The organism is Rhizobium sp. 22-785-1 (assembly GCF_053521965.1).
In genome coordinates, this window is record NZ_JBNWDI010000003.1 from 391749 (window position 1) to 410415 (window position 18667).

15 protein-coding genes are annotated in these 18667 nt (G+C 56.2%); 9 read left to right on the forward strand and 6 right to left on the reverse strand.

Annotation, left to right across the window (positions count from 1 at the left end; translation table 11 throughout):
• Positions 1-370: 370 nt before the first annotated feature.
• The 3 genes from ACQZ5M_RS09425 (at position 371) to ACQZ5M_RS09435 (ending at position 5794) form a co-directional block, all read left to right on the forward strand.
• Positions 371-2659, forward strand: coding sequence for an NADP-dependent malic enzyme (locus ACQZ5M_RS09425; RefSeq protein ID WP_449079559.1), 2289 nt, complete (start codon positions 371-373; stop codon positions 2657-2659).
• Positions 2660-2828: 169 nt separating this feature from the next.
• Positions 2829-4406 (forward strand): glycosyltransferase family 39 protein, encoded by a 1578-nt coding sequence (locus tag ACQZ5M_RS09430; RefSeq protein ID WP_449079560.1) that lies wholly within the window; start codon positions 2829-2831, stop codon positions 4404-4406.
• Between the two features lie 125 nt (positions 4407-4531).
• Positions 4532-5794: an NAD(P)/FAD-dependent oxidoreductase gene (locus tag ACQZ5M_RS09435; protein WP_449079561.1), complete on the forward strand. Its 1263-nt coding sequence runs from the start codon at positions 4532-4534 to the stop codon at positions 5792-5794.
• 58 nt (positions 5795-5852) lie between these two features.
• On the opposite strand, the gene ACQZ5M_RS09440 is transcribed toward ACQZ5M_RS09435, so the two are convergent.
• From ACQZ5M_RS09440 to ACQZ5M_RS09450, 3 genes are all read right to left on the reverse strand, one after another.
• Positions 5853-6800: a substrate-binding domain-containing protein gene (locus ACQZ5M_RS09440; RefSeq protein WP_296103146.1), complete on the reverse strand. Its 948-nt coding sequence runs from the start codon at positions 6798-6800 to the stop codon at positions 5853-5855.
• 125 nt (positions 6801-6925) lie between these two features.
• Positions 6926-7939, reverse strand: coding sequence for an ABC transporter permease (locus tag ACQZ5M_RS09445; RefSeq protein ID WP_449079608.1), 1014 nt, complete (start codon positions 7937-7939; stop codon positions 6926-6928).
• Positions 7940-8003: 64 nt separating this feature from the next.
• Positions 8004-9524, reverse strand: a complete 1521-nt coding sequence (locus ACQZ5M_RS09450; RefSeq protein ID WP_449079562.1) for a sugar ABC transporter ATP-binding protein — start codon at positions 9522-9524, stop codon at positions 8004-8006.
• A gap of 162 nt (positions 9525-9686) precedes the next feature.
• On the opposite strand from ACQZ5M_RS09450, the gene ACQZ5M_RS09455 reads away from it, so the two are divergent.
• Positions 9687-10730, forward strand: coding sequence for a LacI family DNA-binding transcriptional regulator (locus tag ACQZ5M_RS09455; protein WP_296103151.1), 1044 nt, complete (start codon positions 9687-9689; stop codon positions 10728-10730).
• A 20-nt stretch (positions 10731-10750) separates the two neighbouring features.
• On the opposite strand, the gene ACQZ5M_RS09460 is transcribed toward ACQZ5M_RS09455, so the two are convergent.
• The gene (locus ACQZ5M_RS09460; RefSeq protein WP_296039217.1) at positions 10751-11020 is read right to left on the reverse strand and encodes a DUF6074 family protein; all 270 of its coding nucleotides are present in this window, start codon (positions 11018-11020) and stop codon (positions 10751-10753) included.
• 342 nt (positions 11021-11362) lie between these two features.
• Here ACQZ5M_RS09460 and ACQZ5M_RS09465 point away from each other — a divergent pair, with 342 nt between their 5' ends.
• Both ACQZ5M_RS09465 and ACQZ5M_RS09470 read left to right on the forward strand, forming a co-directional pair.
• Positions 11363-11653 (forward strand): exopolysaccharide production repressor protein, encoded by a 291-nt coding sequence (locus tag ACQZ5M_RS09465; RefSeq protein WP_296103153.1) that lies wholly within the window; start codon positions 11363-11365, stop codon positions 11651-11653.
• Positions 11654-11779: 126 nt separating this feature from the next.
• A complete protein-coding gene (locus tag ACQZ5M_RS09470) occupies positions 11780-12769 on the forward strand; it encodes a glycosyltransferase family 2 protein (protein ID WP_449079563.1) in 990 nt (329 codons plus the stop codon).
• A gap of 24 nt (positions 12770-12793) precedes the next feature.
• On the opposite strand, the gene ACQZ5M_RS09475 is transcribed toward ACQZ5M_RS09470, so the two are convergent.
• Together ACQZ5M_RS09475 and ACQZ5M_RS09480 are read right to left on the reverse strand one after the other, a co-directional pair.
• Positions 12794-13747: a polysaccharide pyruvyl transferase family protein gene (locus ACQZ5M_RS09475; RefSeq protein WP_296099235.1), complete on the reverse strand. Its 954-nt coding sequence runs from the start codon at positions 13745-13747 to the stop codon at positions 12794-12796.
• Between the two features lie 34 nt (positions 13748-13781).
• Positions 13782-14750, reverse strand: coding sequence for a glycosyltransferase family 2 protein (locus tag ACQZ5M_RS09480; RefSeq protein ID WP_296099238.1), 969 nt, complete (start codon positions 14748-14750; stop codon positions 13782-13784).
• Positions 14751-14870: 120 nt separating this feature from the next.
• Between ACQZ5M_RS09480 and ACQZ5M_RS09485 the strand changes: the two genes are divergently transcribed.
• The 3 genes from ACQZ5M_RS09485 (at position 14871) to exoK (ending at position 18654) form a co-directional block, all read left to right on the forward strand.
• Positions 14871-16355: a lipopolysaccharide biosynthesis protein gene (locus ACQZ5M_RS09485; RefSeq protein ID WP_296099239.1), complete on the forward strand. Its 1485-nt coding sequence runs from the start codon at positions 14871-14873 to the stop codon at positions 16353-16355.
• 355 nt (positions 16356-16710) lie between these two features.
• Complete coding sequence (locus tag ACQZ5M_RS09490) at positions 16711-17859, forward strand: acyltransferase family protein (RefSeq protein ID WP_449079564.1); 1149 nt, start codon at positions 16711-16713, stop codon at positions 17857-17859.
• Between the two features lie 3 nt (positions 17860-17862).
• The gene (gene exoK, locus ACQZ5M_RS09495; protein WP_296017568.1) at positions 17863-18654 is read left to right on the forward strand and encodes an endo-1,3-1,4-beta-glycanase ExoK; all 792 of its coding nucleotides are present in this window, start codon (positions 17863-17865) and stop codon (positions 18652-18654) included.
• Positions 18655-18667: the final 13 nt, after the last annotated feature.

An 18667-nucleotide genomic window follows, 5' to 3' on the forward strand; every position in this document is an offset into this window, starting at 1 on the left:
TCCAACGCATAAAATTCCTGCGCCGGACAATATAGAAATTTCCCGATACCGCCATCTTCGGTTTGGGAAAGCTTAGGCGAAAGCTCAGCGGTACACGGTACGCCCCCTCTGCCCGGCACATTCCTAACGTCACGGGGGAGTTCGAGTTCCCTAATCTGAAAGCCGTAGCGCTTATCGACATCACGCTTGACGGTGTTCCACAAAGTCTCGACCGCAATTTCAGCAATCAATCGATTGAATCGAAGCGTTGGATCTACTCGTTCATTTTTGCTGCACCGAACAACATTCAGAACTTGGCAGCTGCGCAAAAAATACAATAACAACGATGGAACTTTATGCCGTTTGTTATGAAGGAAGGTTCCTCAAGCTCATGTCAGATACGACCAAACCTGCCAGCACGAGAACGTCGGTGACGGATCAGGAGGCCCTCGATTTCCATTCGCAGGGCCGCCCCGGGAAGCTTGAGATCACTCCAACGAAGCCGATGGCGACGCAGCGAGATTTGTCTCTCGCCTACTCCCCGGGCGTTGCCGTTCCGGTCAAGGCGATCGCCGAAGACCCGGCTACCGCTTATGATTACACCACGCGTGGCAACATGGTCGCGGTGATCTCCAATGGAACCGCGATCCTCGGGCTGGGGAACCTTGGCGCCCTGGCGTCGAAGCCGGTGATGGAAGGCAAATCCGTTCTCTTCAAGCGCTTTGCTGACGTCGATTCCATCGATCTGGAAGTCGATACCGAAGATGCGGATGCCTTTATCAATTGCGTTCGCTATCTTGGCCCGTCTTTCGGCGGTATCAACCTCGAAGACATCAAGGCCCCTGAATGTTTCATCATCGAAAGTCGCCTGCGCGAGCTGATGGACATTCCGGTATTCCATGACGATCAGCACGGTACGGCCATCATTGCCGCCGCCGGCCTCATCAATGCCATCGCCCTCACAGGGCGCGACTTCAACACCACGAAGCTCGTCTGCAATGGCGCGGGTGCAGCGGCGATTGCCTGCATGGACCTCATCAAGGCCATGGGCTTCAACCCTGCCAACATCATCATGTGCGATACCAAGGGTGTCATCTATCAGGGCCGCACTGAAGGCATGAACCAGTGGAAATCGGCACATGCGGTAAAGACGGAAGACCGCACGCTTGCCGAAGCTATGAAGGATGCGGATGTCGTCTTCGGCCTGTCGCAGAAGGGCGCCTTCACCGAAGAGATGATCGCCTCCATGGCACCGAAGCCGATCATCTTCGCCATGGCCAACCCCGATCCGGAAATAACGCCGGAAGAAGTTTCGCGCATTCGCGACGACGCGATCATGGCGACAGGGCGTTCGGACTATCCGAACCAGGTCAATAACGTTCTTGGCTTTCCCTATATTTTCCGCGGAGCGCTGGACGTTCGCGCCAGCCAGATCAATGACGCGATGAAGATCGCAGCCGCACAGGCGCTGGCGGACCTTGCCCGTGAAGACGTGCCGGATGATGTCGCTGCCGCTTATCAGGGCAATCGTCCTCGCTTCGGGGCTCAATACATCATTCCGGTTCCTTTCGATCCGCGTCTGATCTCGGCTATCCCTGTTGCTGTGGCCAAGGCCGCGATCGAGACCGGTGTCGCGCGCCGTGTCCTGCCGGATCTCGACGCCTACGCACGTGAACTTTCCGCCCGTCGCGATCCGATGGCATCCACAACGCAGCGCCTCTACGAACGCATTCGCCGGTCACCGAAGCGCGTCGTCTTCGCCGAGGCAGAGGAAGAGCAGGTCATGCGTGCGGCAATCTCCTTCACCGCGCAAGGTCTTGGCACGGCGATCCTGCTTGGTCGTGACGACATCATCAAGGCGAATGCCGAGCGGGCCGGCATCGATCTCGACCGCCCGAATATCCAGATCACCAACGCACGCCTCTCCGCGCGGGTGGATTCCTATATCGATTATCTCTATGCGCGATTGCAGCGAAAAGGCTTCCTGCTGCGCGACGCCCAGCGCCTGATCCATAATGATAGAAACCATTTTGCGGCCTGCATGGTGGCGATGGGCGATGCCGACGCCATGGTCACTGGCACGACGCGCAATTACTCGACAGCGCTCGAGGATGTGCGCCGCTGCATCGACGTCAAGCCGGGTCACCGCGTCATCGGCGTATCGCTTGTCGTATCGCGCAATCGCACCGTCTTCGTTGCCGACACAGCCGTTCATGGCATGCCGTCGTCGGAAGACCTGGCGGACATCGCGGAGGAAGCGGCGGGGCTTGCACGTCGCTTTGGTTACGAACCGCGAGTGGCCATGCTCGCTTATTCGACCTTCGGCCATCCGACGGGTGAACGCTCCGACAAGGTACGGGAGGCCGTTCGTATCCTCGACAAGCGCAATGTGAATTTTGAGGTTGATGGTGAGATGTCCGCCGACATCGCACTCAATCATCAGAAGATGCAGAGCCAGTATCCGTTTGCCCGCCTCTCGGGACCGGCCAACGTCCTCGTTATGCCCGCCATCCATTCCGCGTCGATCTCGACCAAGATGTTGCAGGAACTGGGCGGCGCCACTGTCATCGGCCCACTGCTGGTGGGCCTCGACAAATCGGTACAAATCACCGCCATGGGTGCGAAGGACAGCGATATCGTCAACATGGCGGCCATTGCCGCTTATAACGCAGGACGATGATGCGAAAGGATGCCCGGTCTGCCGGGCATCCTCGTCTCGCGCGCTAGGCGCGAGAATTTCCTGTTTCAAACGCGACATTCTTCATCAACAAATACAGCAGCTCGTGCTAAGTGGCCTCGGAAACATTCGCCGCTCCGGCGGGTGCGCGTTACAAATAGCTGGATAGCCCATGAAAACCTGCACATGCCCGGCGGAAGACATGCCCGGCAGAAACAGTCTTTACGCCCGGTTGTCAGAATGCCTGCTTGAAAAGCCGAATGCAGTCATCGCTCTTTTCGGCGTCTATTATCTTGTTCAGATCGTTGTCAGGCTATTGCTTCCTCCGGCCTTGCGCATCGATGAGGCGCAACAGGTGCTGTTCGCGCAGTGGCTGGCACTCGGCTATGATGCCCAGCCGCCGCTCTACAACTGGTATCAGCAAGTCTTCTTCGAAATTTTTGGGACGTCGTTGCTTGGCCTCGCCGTCGCCAAGAACCTCATGCTCTTTCTGATATTCGCCATCTACGTCAAGCTGGCGGATGCTGTGCTGAAAGAGAAGCGTCTGGTCATCGTTGCCGCGCTGGCATTTTTCCTCAGCCCGCAACTCTTCTGGCAGGCGCAGCGCGATCTCACGCATACCACGATGTTGATGCTGACCGGCCTCTGGGCGATCTACACGAGCGTTCGCCTTCTTCAAAAGCCGACCACACTTGGCTACGTCCTCACCGGGCTCGCGGTCGGCCTGGGTATGTTGTCCAAGTATAATTTTATCCTCATTCTGCTAGCCACCTTGCTCGCCGTTTGGTTTCATCCAAAGGGCCGGGAACGCATTTTTGACCGTCGCTTTCTTCTGACGATCGGTATCAGTTTTCTGGTGTTTCTGCCCCACTCCATATGGCTCTTCGACAATCTGCAATTCGCATCCGACGTGACCTTGCGGCGTATGGCGGAAGAGGCGCCGGAAAGCCGGTGGCTGCAGATCCTCACGGGCATTGCGCGGGTTTTGTTGGGGTCAGCGATCGTCATCATCCTGCCAGCGCTGATGCTCTTTGCATGCCGCGGGACCAGACGGGAACTGGAAAGGCAAGAGCCTGAAGGTTCGTCTTGGCTACGTTTCTTCCTTCATTATTTTCTTGCCCTCGGGGCCGTACTCCTCGTTGTCATCATCGCCACCACGATGACTGAAGTCCGTGACAGATGGCTGCTACCGCTTGTCATGCCGTTTCCCATTCTCGGCGTGTTGTGGCTTGAACGGAAAGCCTTCGATGTCGCGTCATTCGTCAAGAAGGTGCTTCCCGTCTGCCTTGTCGTGATGGCGCTTATTCCTATCGCCTTGATCGTTTCCGTGCCGGTCCAGGCGATGTTCGGCAATACATCCAGATCAAACAATGACTGGCAGGTATTCCGCCATCACCTGCAAGACAAAGGCATCACCCCCTCGCTCATTGTGACTTCAGATTGGTTCACGGGTGGAAACATGCGTTTCCTGTTCCCCCAAATCACCGTCGCAACCACGACCTATGACGATTTCGACCCTGCCTTCCGGCTTACTGCCGATCGGCCTGTTCTGATGGTCTGGACGACAGCAAGGGATCAATCCGCGGGCATGGCGCAATGGCTGGAAGCGCAGATGGGCGCAACCTTGAAAGACCTCAGCATTCAAACCTTCGAGGCGCCGATGTATTTCAAAGTGGAAGGCAAGATGCAAAGGTTCAGCTACATCCTGATCAAGCCCGAGAACGTGATAAAAACGGCAGGGCAGCCATAGAACCTCTGTAAGGGGAAACAACCCTTCGAGAGGTCGGCGCCCTTAGTCGACAAACAGTATTTAAAGGTGCTAATCAGGTCGACAGATCAGCGATCGGCGCTTGGCTCGTTCCGGATGGATGCGACATGGATAGAAACGGCTCTCAGAGGAAATGCGAAGTGCTGGTCATCGGCACCGGGATCATCGGCGTCATGTCGGCGCTCTATTTGCAAAATGCGGGCAAGTCCGTGACACTCTTGGAACGAGGCGAGATCGCACGTGGAGCAAGTGCGGGCAACGCCGGTATTCTAGCCTTTCCAGAGATCATTCCGATACCAGCCCCTGGGATCATGAAGAAAGCACCGAAGTGGCTGATCGACCCACTCGGACCATTAAGCGTTCCTCCAGCCTATGCTCACAGGATCGCACCCTGGTTATGGCGCTTCTGGAAAGCCAGCTCTCCACGCATGTTCGAACATGGCATGCGGGTTCAAACAAGGATGATGGCGCTTGCCGCAAAAGAAATGCAGCATGTCGCCGCGATGCCGGAGCTGTCGTCTTTCATCTCCAACACCGGAACGCTCGATCTTTACGACAGCGCAACGAGCTTCGACGCGTCGAGCCACCACTGGGAAGAGAAGGCAAAAGCGGGCTTCGTCTTTTCCAGAATTCAGCGTAACGAGATCGACGAGTTGCAGCCAGGCCTTGCCCCGCAATTCAAACACGCGATCTACACACCCTCCGGTTTGCAGGTCGGCGACCCGCACGAATTTACCAAAGCCATTGCCGAACTGGTTATTGCACGTGGTGCGAGCTTCAGAAATGGTGAAGCAGTCCGGATTCAAACCGTCGGTGAAAGCACCATCGTTACACTCGCCAATGGCGATAAGATCGATGCCGACAAGGTCATCCTCGCCGCCGGTGCATGGTCGAAGCCACTCGCAGCTTCTCTTGGCAATACGGTTCCTCTGGAAACCGAGCGTGGCTACAACACGACCCTGCCTGCCGGTAGCTTTGATCTGAAACGCCAGATCTACTTCAACGACCACGCCTTCGTCGTCACCCCGCTGTCGAGTGGGGTACGCGTCGGAGGTGCCGTCGAACTCGGCGGTCTCGACCTGCCGCCAAACTTCCGTCGCTCCGAAGCGATGTTGAAAAAAGCAAGCCGCTTCCTGCCGGGCTTGAAAACCGAAGGCGGTCAGCAGTGGATGGGGTTCCGCCCCTCGCTACCCGATACTCTGCCAATTATCGGACCATCGCGTGCGACGCGTTCGGTCATCTACGCTTTCGGCCACGGCCATCTTGGTCTGACGCAATCGGCAGCAACGGCCCGCCTTGTCACCGAACTGGTTTGCGAGCGCGATACGTCGGTCCCTGTCGATCCCTTCCGCGCCAACCGCTTCTCTTGACCTCGACGCAAAAAGGCCCGCTTCGACAGCGGGCCTCTCATCATTCCCTTCGATAAAATCAGAACGGCGAATCGGGGAAGTAGAAGTCCTTCGCATTATCCTTGGTGACAAGCGTGGCATCCAGAATATAGGTGCCGCGGACTGGGACCTGATCGTAGAAATTGGCAGCGGTCAGTTCCATTGCAGTCGCAACCATCGACGGCGGATAGAGAACGTCGACCGGGATCATCTTGTCGCCGTCCATGACCTTCTTGATCATGTCCTTCGAGCCTGCGCCGGCAACGACGTATTTGATGTCGGTGCGCTTGGCCTGCTCGATAGCCTGAAGAACGCCGACTGCCATGTCGTCATCCTGACACCATACAACGTCGATCTTCGGATATTTGGTCAGATAGTCCTGCATCACCTTGAAAGCGTCATCGCGGTTCCAGTTGCCGAACTGGCGGTCGAGAACCTTCACCTTGGAGCCGGCAATGCCCTTGTCGAAACCGTCCTGGCGCTGCTGATCGATCGGGATCGGAAGACCGCGAATGATGACGACTTCCGCTTCAGGTGTCTTTTCCGCGATGTATTTGCCAGCGACTTCGCCGAGTGCCGGGTTGTTGCCGGCGACATAGAGATCGCGCACGGTGTCGTCATTGACGCTTGGAGCGCGGTCGACAAGCGCCACGAACTTGCCGTTGCCTTTGACTTCCTTGATGGCGTTGACCAGCGGATCCGGGTCGGACGGCAGGATGACCAGCGCATCGATGCCCTGGGTCTCGAGATCCTGCACCGCATTCGCCTGCGTTGCCGCATCCGGCGATGTCTTGACGATTACGTTCAGGCCCGGATGCTCCTGCATCAGAAGCTTTGCAACGCGCTCAGCGTGAAACACGACGCCCGATGTCCAGCCATGGTCGGCGGCCGGGATCGAGACGCCGATCGTTACCTTCTTGTCTTCGGCATGTGCTGCCCCTGCCAACGCCACCATGGCGACAGCCATTCCCAACAGTCTTTTACGCATGTGTCTTCCTCCCACAAGATAAGGTCTCATTCCTGAAGCCGGGCGACCTCAAAGCCCGGTATTTCTTGAGCACCGCCAGTCCGACCGGACACATTCGGCGGCGCTCCAAGATTCTGTGATCCGCATTAGCGCTGACGCATCAGCGAACGCTGTACCAACATGGCGATGATGATGATCGCACCCTGAATGGCGCCAATCAGATACTCACTGATGAAGTTTGAGAGCAGCATGATATTGCCGACGAGTTCGAGAATGAACGCGCCGCAGATCGTTCCCCAGACGCGACCTGCTCCGCCCTTCAGCGCTGTACCGCCGACAACGACCGCAGTGATCGCCTGCAACTCCCACATCATTCCGGTCGTGGCAGATGTCGATCCCAGGCGTGGCACGTACAGAAGAACGGCAATGGCAACACAAAGCCCCTGGATGACGAAGGCAATGGTGCGAACCCGGTTGACGGCGACGCCGGAATACTTGGCAACGTCGCGGTTCGATCCCACCGCCGTTACATGCCGCCCGTAGCGTGTCCGGTAAAGAATGAAGGCAGCGATCGCCGTCACAGCGAGGATGACGATGATCGGAACAGGCACTCCGAAAATCGTGCCGAAATAGACCGGGCGATACATGCTCTGTAATTGCGGTTCGCGCAAGGTAATGGCTCCGCCTTGCGATAGCCATGTAGTCAAACCACGATAGACGCCCATCGTACCGAGTGTGGCGATGAAAGGCTCGATCTTGCCGACCGTGGTGATCAGGCCGTTTGCCAATCCGCAAAGCGAACCGGCAATGACAGCGAACACGATTGCCGCTGCCAGCATCAGGGCAGGATCGGCAATCGCACCTGAATTCATCAGCAGGATCATGAGGCTTGCAACAAAGGCGACCATTGAGCCGACCGACAGGTCAAGATCACCGGCCGAAATGACGAAAGTCGCACCAACGGCAATGATGGCGATGAAAGCACTTCGGGTCGCGACATTGGCCAGATTGGTGATGCTGATGAAGTTGGGGTTGACCAATGCCCCAACGATCAACAGCAACAGGAGGGCCACAAAGGGCGCCACTGCGCGCAAGTCGACATCGCGAAAGGATCGCGAACGGCGGGCACTCTTTTCCTTGCCATCTTCACTTATGCTCATACCCACAAAGGACCTCCCGTCCTGCGATTGTTGCCCGTGCGATCTCGCTTGATCGAGTTCTGCATCAGGCTGCTGTCTTTGTTTTCAATCCGGCGGCATAGCGCATGATTTCATGCTCGTTGATCTCGTCACCCTCAAGCATGCCGACAATCCGACCTTCGCGCATCACCGCAACGCGAGTGCAAAGTCCGATGACTTCCTGCATTTCAGAGGAGACGACGATGACGGAATGACCATCGCGCGCAAGTGCCGAGATGAAGTGATATATTTGCTGCTTGGTGCCGACATCGATACCGCGTGTAGGCTCATCAATGATGATGATTTTCGGCTCGGTCTCCATGACCTTCGCCAAAAGAAGCTTCTGCTGGTTGCCACCCGACATCCGACCGACCATCACATTGCCATCGCGCACGCGAATATCGAAGCGCCGACGCGCCTTCTCGAGAGCTTTCGCCTCGCTGCCCGAACTGAGATAACCAAAGCGCCCATGACGATCGAGCGATTGCAAGGTGAGATTGAGGCCCATGCCGGCACCCAGCAGAAGCCCCTTGGATTTGCGGTCCTTCGTCATATAGGCAAGTCCTGCATCGATAGAGGCATGCAGATCATGCGAGGGAAGTGTAACGCCATTGGCGTCTACATCGCCCGTCTGCCTGCCCTTCAGGCCGACAATCGCCTCCATCAGTTCCGTTCGTCCAGAGCCGATCAGACCGGAGAAGCCCAGGATTTCCCCCCTGCGCAGATCGAAACTCGCGTCCTTGACGTAGCCGGTAGAGACGCCTTTCACATTAAGAACGATCTCTTCATCCACATCCGGCTCGCGTTTTGCAGGGTAGAGGCTCGAAAGTTCACGCCCTACCATCAATTGCGCGATCGCCTCTCCATCTAACATCGAGGTCGGGGCGGTCTTGACCCAATGACCGTCTCGAAGAACGGTGACTCGGTCGGTCAACTCCATCACTTCGTCGAGCTTATGTGATACGAAAACGAAGCTCGTTCCCTGATCGCGCAGCTTGCGCACCTGCTTGAACAGATAGCTGGTTTCTTCCCGTGACAGGACGGCGGTCGGCTCATCCATGAAAACGATGCGCGCTTCACGGCTGATAGCCTTGGCGATTTCCACCATTTGCTTTTCTGCGATGGAAAGGCTGGAAATCAGCGCATTCTCATCAACATGACAATTGAGAAGGTCGAGGATGCGGCGTGTTTCGGCACGCATGAATTTGCGATCGAGGACCCCGAAGCGCGTTACCTCACGACCAAGAAAAATGCTTTCGGCAACGGTGAGGTGTTCTGCGAGATTGAACTCTTGATGGATGATGACAATGCCAAGAGCTTCAGCCGCGCCGTTCGGCGGCAGCCTCACAGGCTGCCCGTCCAGAAGAATATCACCGGAGCTTGGCTGCTCGAAGCCAGACAAAACTTTGACAAGCGTAGATTTACCTGCACCGTTTTCGCCCATCAGAGCATGGATTTCGCCCGCCCTCAGCTCAAAATTGACGCTGAACAAGACCTGCACACCATTGAACGATTTTGAAACCCGGCGTGCGCACAGCACCGCATTGCCGTTCTCGACGGTTTCCATCCCACTCCTCCATGCGGCTCCCATTCCGCTAGGTCGGTGTAAACCTTTACATGGACAATGTAAAGGTTTACATTGCTTCTCGTTACACAGATGTGATCAATCCATTTGACGCAAAGCGCGGCGTGTGTAGTGTCCGGTCGCAGGCAGACCCGAGGCTTTTCTTTGTCCAATTCGCCACCAGCCACGATTGAAGACGTAGCCCGTATTGCGGAGGTTTCGATTGCCACCGTGTCTCGCGCCATCCACAACCCTGAAAAGGTTGCAAACTCGACCCGGCTGAAGGTCAATCAAGCCATTGCAGTGACAGGCTACACCACCAATGCAGTGGCAAGGAGCTTGAGACTGGGGCGCTCCAATATGATCCTAGTGGTGGCGCCAGATATCGGCGATCCCAATTTCTCCAATATTCTGATTGGGTTGGAGAACGAGGCTCGCGCCCATGGATACGGTATCCTGATCGGACATACGCAGAACGATGCCCAGCGCGGTCTTGAGTATCTGAAGTTTCTCAATGCCAATCAGACCGCCGGTCTCATCCTGTTCACCGGTATTCTCCCGTTTGGACATCAGGCGATGACGGCGCGTCTTCCGCCGAGCGTTGGCGTCTTCGAGCCCATCTTCAACGGCGGCATTCCTTATGTCGGCGTGGACGATACCGCAGGCGCTCGAAAGGTGGTGGACATGCTGATTGCCGAGGGACATGAGCACATCGCCTTCATCGGCGATTCGCGCGTTCGCCTCGCCTATATGCGCAGGCGCGCAGGCTTCGACGAGGGCATGAACGCCGCGGGCTTGGCGAAGAGCAACCGCATGATATTGGAAGGCGACGGCACGCTGGAAAGCGGGCGGCTTGCCGTGGAACAGCTTTTCATGCGCGACAAGTTGCCGACAGCCTTCATGTGTGTAAACGATCAGACGGCCATCGGGGTCATGATCGGCCTGTCTGCACGTGGCTATGATGTGCCTGCGGATTTTTCGGTGACGGGCTTTGACGACATTCCGCAAGCCGTCTTCATGTCGCCGCCGCTCACCACCATTCGCCAGCCCCGCAGCGCGATCGGTAAGCATGCTATGGCGCTTCTCTTGCAACTCCTCAACAATGAGGAGCCGGCGCAGTCGGACATCCTGCTGACGCCTGATCTTGTCGTCAGAAATTCCGTGGCGGCGCCATCAAGGCGCGGCCAGAGACCGCGCGACAGAAGCTGATCAAAAAAGGCCGCTGATATTTAGTAAGTATCCCGGCGCGCAGCTTCTTCGGTTTGGGATTGCGCCCAAAGCGTTGTCTGGACAGCGTTCTGAAACTCCATCACCTCTTCACGCATGGCTGTCTCGTCGTAGCCCAACTCCGTCAAATGCGCGGCGAGCGCACGGCATTCATCCCGCCAGAACCGGTTCGCCTGATCCCCATGAAGGGTCTCCAGCATATCAGCGCAACGCTGAATATCGCGCAGACGGTTTTTGACGGGAAACGCAATTACTTCTGAACGCTTGGTCACACATACACCTGACAGCTTGAGAATCGGTTCCCAAGTTTTACGGTCTACATAGTTAACGAAGTCTGGAGAGGTCGAGCGGAACGGGTTATCGGCAACTCGACGTCACGTTTTGCTCAGGATTCCCGTCAAGGGCGATTGCCTGAGGTCGCATCCTCCGATGTGAAAATATCCTTGTTGAGCATATTTTTACCCTGAAACCTTACCTGAATTTCATGTTCGGCGGGGTATTTGAGCCTATTACTTGGTTGAAACGATGCCAATTTGCCCATATATTTTATGGAAAAAGAACAGATGAAAAATTGTAGCCCACAAAGCGGGGTGACATCAGGCGAGGAGAGAGACATGTACGCGCCCCGCGTTTTCGTCAGCATGATCTGCGCCTTGCTGGTGTTCGCGGTGGCGACATATTGGATCCATGGCTCCTTCTACACAACGTTGATCCAGACGGCCATCTCGCTTGTCATCATTCAGATATTCTACTTCATCGGTGTCGTGTTTATGGTATCGCGCGAGAAGAAGCGCATGCGCAAGACACTCGAATTTCAGAAAGATCGGCCTGCTTCACCCGACCAGGCAGGCCCGGAAGCCATACCGGCCGTCAGTCGTCATCGCCCGACGCTAAAAGACATCTGACTGCGCTCACCTCCTGAAGTGTTTTGAATATATTTCGCAGGTGCGAAATAGCACTTCCCTCTCCTCATCCCTGCCATGTTTCCTCTCCAGTAATCATGTCGAATGCTGAAGAACGGGAGCGAAGTCATGGGCTCACAATCCATCTGCGTCATCATTGCAGCTAAAAATGCGTCATCGACGATCGCAGAGGCGATCCGATCAGCGCTGGTGGAGCCGGAAGTCTCGGAGGTCGTCGTCATCGATGATGCATCCACGGACGACACGTTTCAGGTTGCCAAGCAATGCGATGACGCAACGGGACGACTAGTCGTTGAGCGCTTCGATATCAATCGTGGCCCTTCCGCCGCACGCAATCATGCGATCGGCATTTCCTCGGCACCGCTGATCAGCATTCTCGACGCGGACGATTTTTTCTTCGACGGGCGCTTTGCCGCAATGGTGGAGAAGGACGACTGGGATCTGGTGGCAGACAATATAGCCTTCATTCAGCAAGGGTCACCTTCGGCAACCGGTATCACTCCCCGTCGCTTTGCCCCCCAGCATCACTTCCTGACGCTCACCGAATTCGTAAAGGGAAATATTTCCACAAGAGGAATTGAGCGCGGTGAAACCGGCTTTCTGAAACCCGTCATCCGCCGATCGTTTCTCGACCAGCACCAGCTTCGCTATGACGACGCCCTGCGTCTTGGTGAGGATTACGAACTCTACGTTCGGGCACTTGCCTCAGGTGCGCGATACAAAGTTATCCACAATTGCGGTTACGGTGCCATCGTGCGCGGCAATTCCTTGAGCGGACGACACAGCACACAGGATCTCAGGCGTCTCTATGAGGCCGATCGCAAGATTCTCGCCGACTACGCTCTGTCGGAAGAGGAACAATCGGCGCTGAGGGAGCATGAGCGGCACATTCGGGAGAAGTTCGAATTGCGGGATTTCCTCGACGCCAAATCACAGCGTGGCTTGGGCGGCGCCATGGTTCATGCATTGTGGCGCCTTCCCGCCGTTCCTGCCATCACCAACGGGATTTGGCACGACAAGACAGCACGCTTGCGCAAGAAGCCCGCTCAGCCCGCCGATATTCGTTATCTTCTGAAAGGAACGCCGCTGTCTTCCTGATGGAAAAAGCGGCGTTTTTTCGTCTCAGAAATAGTCCCGCTTGACGGTTTCCAGAACCGCCTGAAAACGCTCCTTACGCTCTTCCAGCCGTCCGTCGGGGCTCAGTCTTGGTTCCGCACGGCTTGCCTGCCATAGCGCCAGAATCGACGGAGCGGCGAGAACCTGCTTTGCCAGTTTGCGCAGCGGGCGTTGGGTATCGGCACGGACGAGCACGTCGCCATCGTCATGTGGCGCGGCAGAGGTACGTTCGACGATGACGGGCGGTGGCGGTGGCGGAAAGCTCATGCCCCAGAACTTCGAACCTTTCTTTGCAGCTTCTGCGCGTGTGGACACGGGAATGTAACGAGGCTCGTAGGCGACGCCGACGCTTCCTGCCCAGTCACTCCACTTGAAGCTGTTGATCGATTGCGAGGTGCTGACCGCTACCCAGGGAACGCGAAACGCATCGGCGAGGATCGCGCCATGCATGGATTCGGCCACGATCATTTCCGACTGGGCAATCTGCTTGATCACGGACTTCGCCTCTCCTCTCGGATCGAGATAGGTGAGACCAGCCGGTTCGCACACAGTGTCCCACATGCCGAACTCCGCCGATTCCCAATGGGGAACGAAGGTCTTCTTGTAGATCTTCTGCAGGTTCTGAAACTCCGGCATCTCCGTCACCATCACGGCAGGATCGACGATGCCCTTTTCGGGCGGCAATCCAAGCTTGGCGGCGGTCATTTCACCGCGCACGCAACGAATATCCCAGAGATCGGGGTTCGATGTATCGGGCACGGCACCATATCCATATCCGCTGCCGATCACCAGCTTGCGCTGACCGGGGGGGAAGAGCACATCGTTGAGAACGGTGCCGACTCCGACAAGCAGAACATCCGGATGAACATCGCGAAGCCCCGGCAGCAGGAAATCCCAGAGCCAGAGATTGAGGTCGTCGCCGAAATTCCCGTGATGGGATTCCCAATGGTAAGGTTTCATGGATCACTCCTGAAAGAAAAACGGAATGCAGGGATCATGACTTCGAGCGGGCAAATTTGCCCGCACCAAGTTCGAAAGCTGCACGCAAAATTGCTGGATCACGCATCATCCATTTGAACAGAAGGCCAAGCTCCGGCGCCTTGCGGCGTTTCAGATTACCTGCCTGGCTCCAAAGCGCCTGTCTGCGCGCCGTATTTTTGTAAGATGCGATAGACGCAACATCGGCGGGCCGTGCCGAAAACCTGCTCTGCAAGGTGTCGAGCGCGACCCAGGTATTGAACTGCTGGCGCAGAAACTCCGGCGAGGTGTTGTCGATGCTGTGAAAGATATTGACGCCCATGCCGCGTGCGGCACCGGCATCGTCACACAGAAGGGTGCGCTTTGACGCCAGAATGCAGTCGCAGAAAAACAGGACATCTTCTGCCGCCAGCCGAAGTGCTGGATCAAAACGGATTTTTTCAAACAGCGGCCTGCCGATGACCATGCAGGAGAGATGAAGAAAGCTCCAATTTCGCAGCATGACGCTGGCGAGATCCGGCAGTTCGATGACTCGCGGTGATTCGCTTAAGCGCTCGGCACCCTCGTTCTTCTCAAGCTCCGACATAGCGAAGTGATAGTAAAACTCATCGCTTGCCTGCATCGACGCCCAATAGCATTCGCCTTCGAAGCGGTCGAGGCTCAGTTCAGCGTTCGTCAGATGCTCCGGCGTCCAGATATCGTCCGAATCAAGAAACGCGACGTAGCGCGTCTCAGTTGGCACGTGATCGAGCCCGGTATTGCGCGCTCCGCCTGGACCACCATTCGGCTGCTTGACGACTTTGATACGATTCGTCTGCTCTTCGCTGAGCTCAGCCAGTTCATTTTCAATAGGATACGGCGATTCATCGTCGACGATCACAAGATCGAAATCCTGGCATTCTTGCGAGAAGACCGATGCCAATGCACGACCGAGTATGCCATGTTTCTTCTGGTAGTATGGGATAACGACTGTAAATTTCGCCATTGTTTCGCCCCTTGTTTCATCAAGAAGTGTCGGGCCCGCCGTAGGACTACGGCCCCGATGAGTGGCAAACCTCCCGCCGGCATACCTTATTTCGCCGGCCTCCAGACACAGGATGGACCCATGCCTCCAGCCCCAAGCGTCAAAACCATCACGGCCAATGTCGGCTGGAGCGTGCTATCAAAGACAGGCACATTCGGGCTTAAATTTGTCACAGTCCCGATTCTCGCACGTTTGTTGACACCGGAAGAATTCGGTGTGGTAGCGGTCGGGCTGACCGTCGTGCAATTCCTGACGATGATTGCGGGCGCTGGCCTGACCTCCGCACTGATTGTGGAGAAGGAAGAGGATATGGATACGATCCATACCGTATTCTGGGCCAATCTCGCCATCTCCTGCACCATGGCGGCGATCCTTTATTTCGGTGCCGAGTTTTTCGGTGGGCTGCTGGGCGCTGTTGAAAGCGCCTATCTCCTTCGCATCATGGCCTTTCTTATTCCGCTGCAATTGGCAGGCGATGTCGCTTATTCGCTGCTGGCGAGACGAATGAATTTCAGCAAGGACGCCATCTGGAGCATGACGTCCGAAAGCGCTGCGGCCGTTCTTGCCGTCGTCCTGGCCTTTGTTGGCTTCGGGGTCTGGGCTCTGATCATCCAGCTTTTTGCCGCAGCACTCATCCGGCTCGTAGGGCTATACGTCGTATCGCGCTACAGACCGCGTTTCGTTATGAGGCCGAGGCGGCTCGTCCCATTGCTTGGCTTCAGTTCCGGTCTGATGGGATCGGAACTCGCCAATTTCGTCACGTTTCAATCGCCAATGGTCGTCATTGCCCGGCATCTAGGACTTGCCGACGCCGGCGCCTACTCCGCAGCCAACCGCTTCGCCAGTATACCCAACCAAGTGGTGCTCTCTGCCGTTATGGGCGTTCTTTTCCCGGCCTTTAGTCGGATGATGGACGATCGGCAGCGGCGGCGCGAAGCGCTGATGTTCAGCACGCAGGTGCTGACCGTCATCCTTGCTCCCATGATGTTCGGCCTTTGGGCGGTAGCAGAGCCGGCAATGCTCGTCATATTCGGGCAAAATTGGGCCTATGCCTGGCCGGTTCTCGGTCTGCTTGCGCTTTCCAAGGCCATTCTGACGCCATGCAGCACCTTCATCCCCTATCTCAAAGGGGCAGGCTATGGTCGCGTGCTGTTCTGGTCGGCAACGATCCGCGCGGTCGTCACTACTGGCGCCGTCTGGCTTGCGGCAATCTATGGGTCGCTGATCGATGCGATGGTCTGGCTTTGCATTGTCAATGCGGCAACACTCGTTGCCTATTCCTGGGCAGTATTCAAGGCAAGTGAGACACCCTTCTTCTCCGGTCTCTACATCAGCAACAGACCGATGATCTCCGCTTTCATCATGGCGCTCGGTGTCCGCTACATTCTGCAATGGACGGGCCCTGCGCTTCCTCATGCTTACATGCAGGTTCTGGTGGGAGCTCTTGCAGGCGGCGTCATCTACGGCGCACTGATCCTGCTGACCGAAAGAGCGCTTCTGCTCAAAATCATCGGGCTCGTGCGGGCGCGCAAAGGCGCAGGCGCACCAACGCCGATCGCCACATAACGGAACACAGTTCCCCTTGCCACAATGGCGATTTCGTTTTCAATGTGGCGTAACAAGACAGCGCATCGCGATCTTTTTTGCGATGCAGCATAAATCCCAAGCGCTATCCACAGTTGAAAGCCTGCTTGCCCCAACGCGGGATCCTGTTTTTAATCAATAAATTTCAATAGCTTGATATGAAATTTCATTTTTGAGTATTCGCACCCAGACATTTACCCCTCATATCTTGCGGCGCGTTTTTCCCGCGCCGCCACATTTTATCCTCAAGTCAAAACCAGACTCTTAGTCACGGGCTTCAAGTTCGCTTTGTTTGAATCGCGGTGAGGGGAGACACCGCCCAACAAGGGTAACTGATGTGACTGTTGATCAGAACCTATCTTCCCGTATCAATCTGATGCGTATAATTTTGATATCCGGCATCGTACTTGTTCACGTGCCACACGACCCTGAAACGAGCCCGTTTCTGGGTCTCTATGGCGTGTTCGACTGGTTGCGGGTGTTTTTTGGCGATGCGCTTTTCCGCATCGGCGTGCCATGCCTGAGCGCCATCTCCGGATATCTCTTGTTTCGTCGCGGCTGGAATGCCTTCAATTATCCGGCAACGATCAAATCCAAGACCAAGACCGTGCTTTTACCGTTTATCCTGTGGAATGGCGGGTTATTGATCGCGGTCATGCTTCTCCAGCGCGCAGGTGTCGGCGTTGGTTATTTTCCGGACCTGTGGAACGCCAGCCCGCGCGAAATGCTAAGCCATGGGGTGGCGGTGGAAGAACTGCCCGTCAACGTTCCGCTCTACTTCCTGCGCGATCTCTTTGTCTGCATCCTGCTATCCCCTCTGCTTGCGCTATCGGTTCGGCGCTTCGCTGTGCCGACGCTTGCCGTCCTGTTGCTATTGACGGCCATACCCGATCTCAGCCTGGTGATCGTGCAGAAGAAATCCATCCTGTTCAGTTTCACGCTCGGCATTGCTCTTGCTCTTCACAAAATCGATCTGAAGATGCTCGATCCCTATGCCAAACTCTTGACGGTCACTACGCTGATCCTGTCTGCCGGGCTTGCCACCGGGCTCTATTTGACCGGGCCGGAATTCACCTTTGGCCTAAACCTTCTGCGAAATCTGTTGGCAGTTTTCGGCGCTCTGGGCTTCTGGGTCGCCTCGTCCTTGCTGGTGGAGAACCGTCTCGGGCGGCGCCTGTCTGAGACGGGGAGCCTGAGCTTCTGGATTTTCTGCGCTCACTACCCGCTGCTGGTCATTCTTTGGATGGTTTGGAACAAGGGAGGGGCGGACTTCTACCCCGCTTTCTACATCGGCGCCGTAGCCGTGACCTTCGTGCTTCTCATCGTCACCAATCAACAGATGCGCGCTAGGCTTCCAGCACTTTATGCGATCCTGACAGGCAGCCGTAGCGGGAAACCGAAACCTCTCGCCAGTAACAGTGCGGCAGAACCGGCTTCGTCTCAACGCATTTCCGCAACAACCGCTTACACGCAACGACGGAGGTAACACATGGCCTACCCCGCCCAACGCCAGTCGCAAATTCTGGCGACCGCTTTGATCGCGCTTACCAGCATCTCTCCTGCCTTCGCCCAGGAAGACAACGGAAAGTCGTTCGTCGAGAACTTCGATAGCATGGACCGCTCTTTCTGGTACGTCTCCGACGGTTGGAACAATGGTCCGCACCAGAATTGCACCTGGTCCAAGAAGCTGGTGCAGTTCGAAGGCGGCCATCTGCAACTGGGATTTTCCGATGAAAAGCTTGGAGATCGCAACTATTCGTGTGGCGAAATCCAGACGAAAGGCCGCTACCGGTATGGCACCTACGAGGCCCGGATCAAGACCGCGTCCGGACCCGGCCTCAACTCGGCCTTCTTCACCTATATCGGACCAACCGACAAAAAACCGCATGACGAAATCGACATGGAGATATTGGGAAAGAACAGCAACCAAGTTCAGCTGAACCAATATATCTCAGCCAAGGGCGGCAATGAAAAGCTGGTGGATGTGCCAGGCGGCGCCGACAATGGCTTCAATGATTACGCATTTGTTTGGGAACCGCAGCGGCTGCGTTACTATGTGAATGGCAAGATGGTTCACGACGTCACCGACCCGTCGAAAATACCGCAAAATGCTCAGAAGATCTTCTTCAGCCTTTGGGGCACCGACACGCTGAAAAGCTGGATGGGCAAATTCGACTATTCCGGCCCAGTGGACATGCAGGTGGATCGCTTCGCTTTCACCGCGCTCGGCGACAAGTGCCAATTTCCTGAGTCGGTAGCCTGCAACGCCGATAACAACTGACGCAAGCCAACTC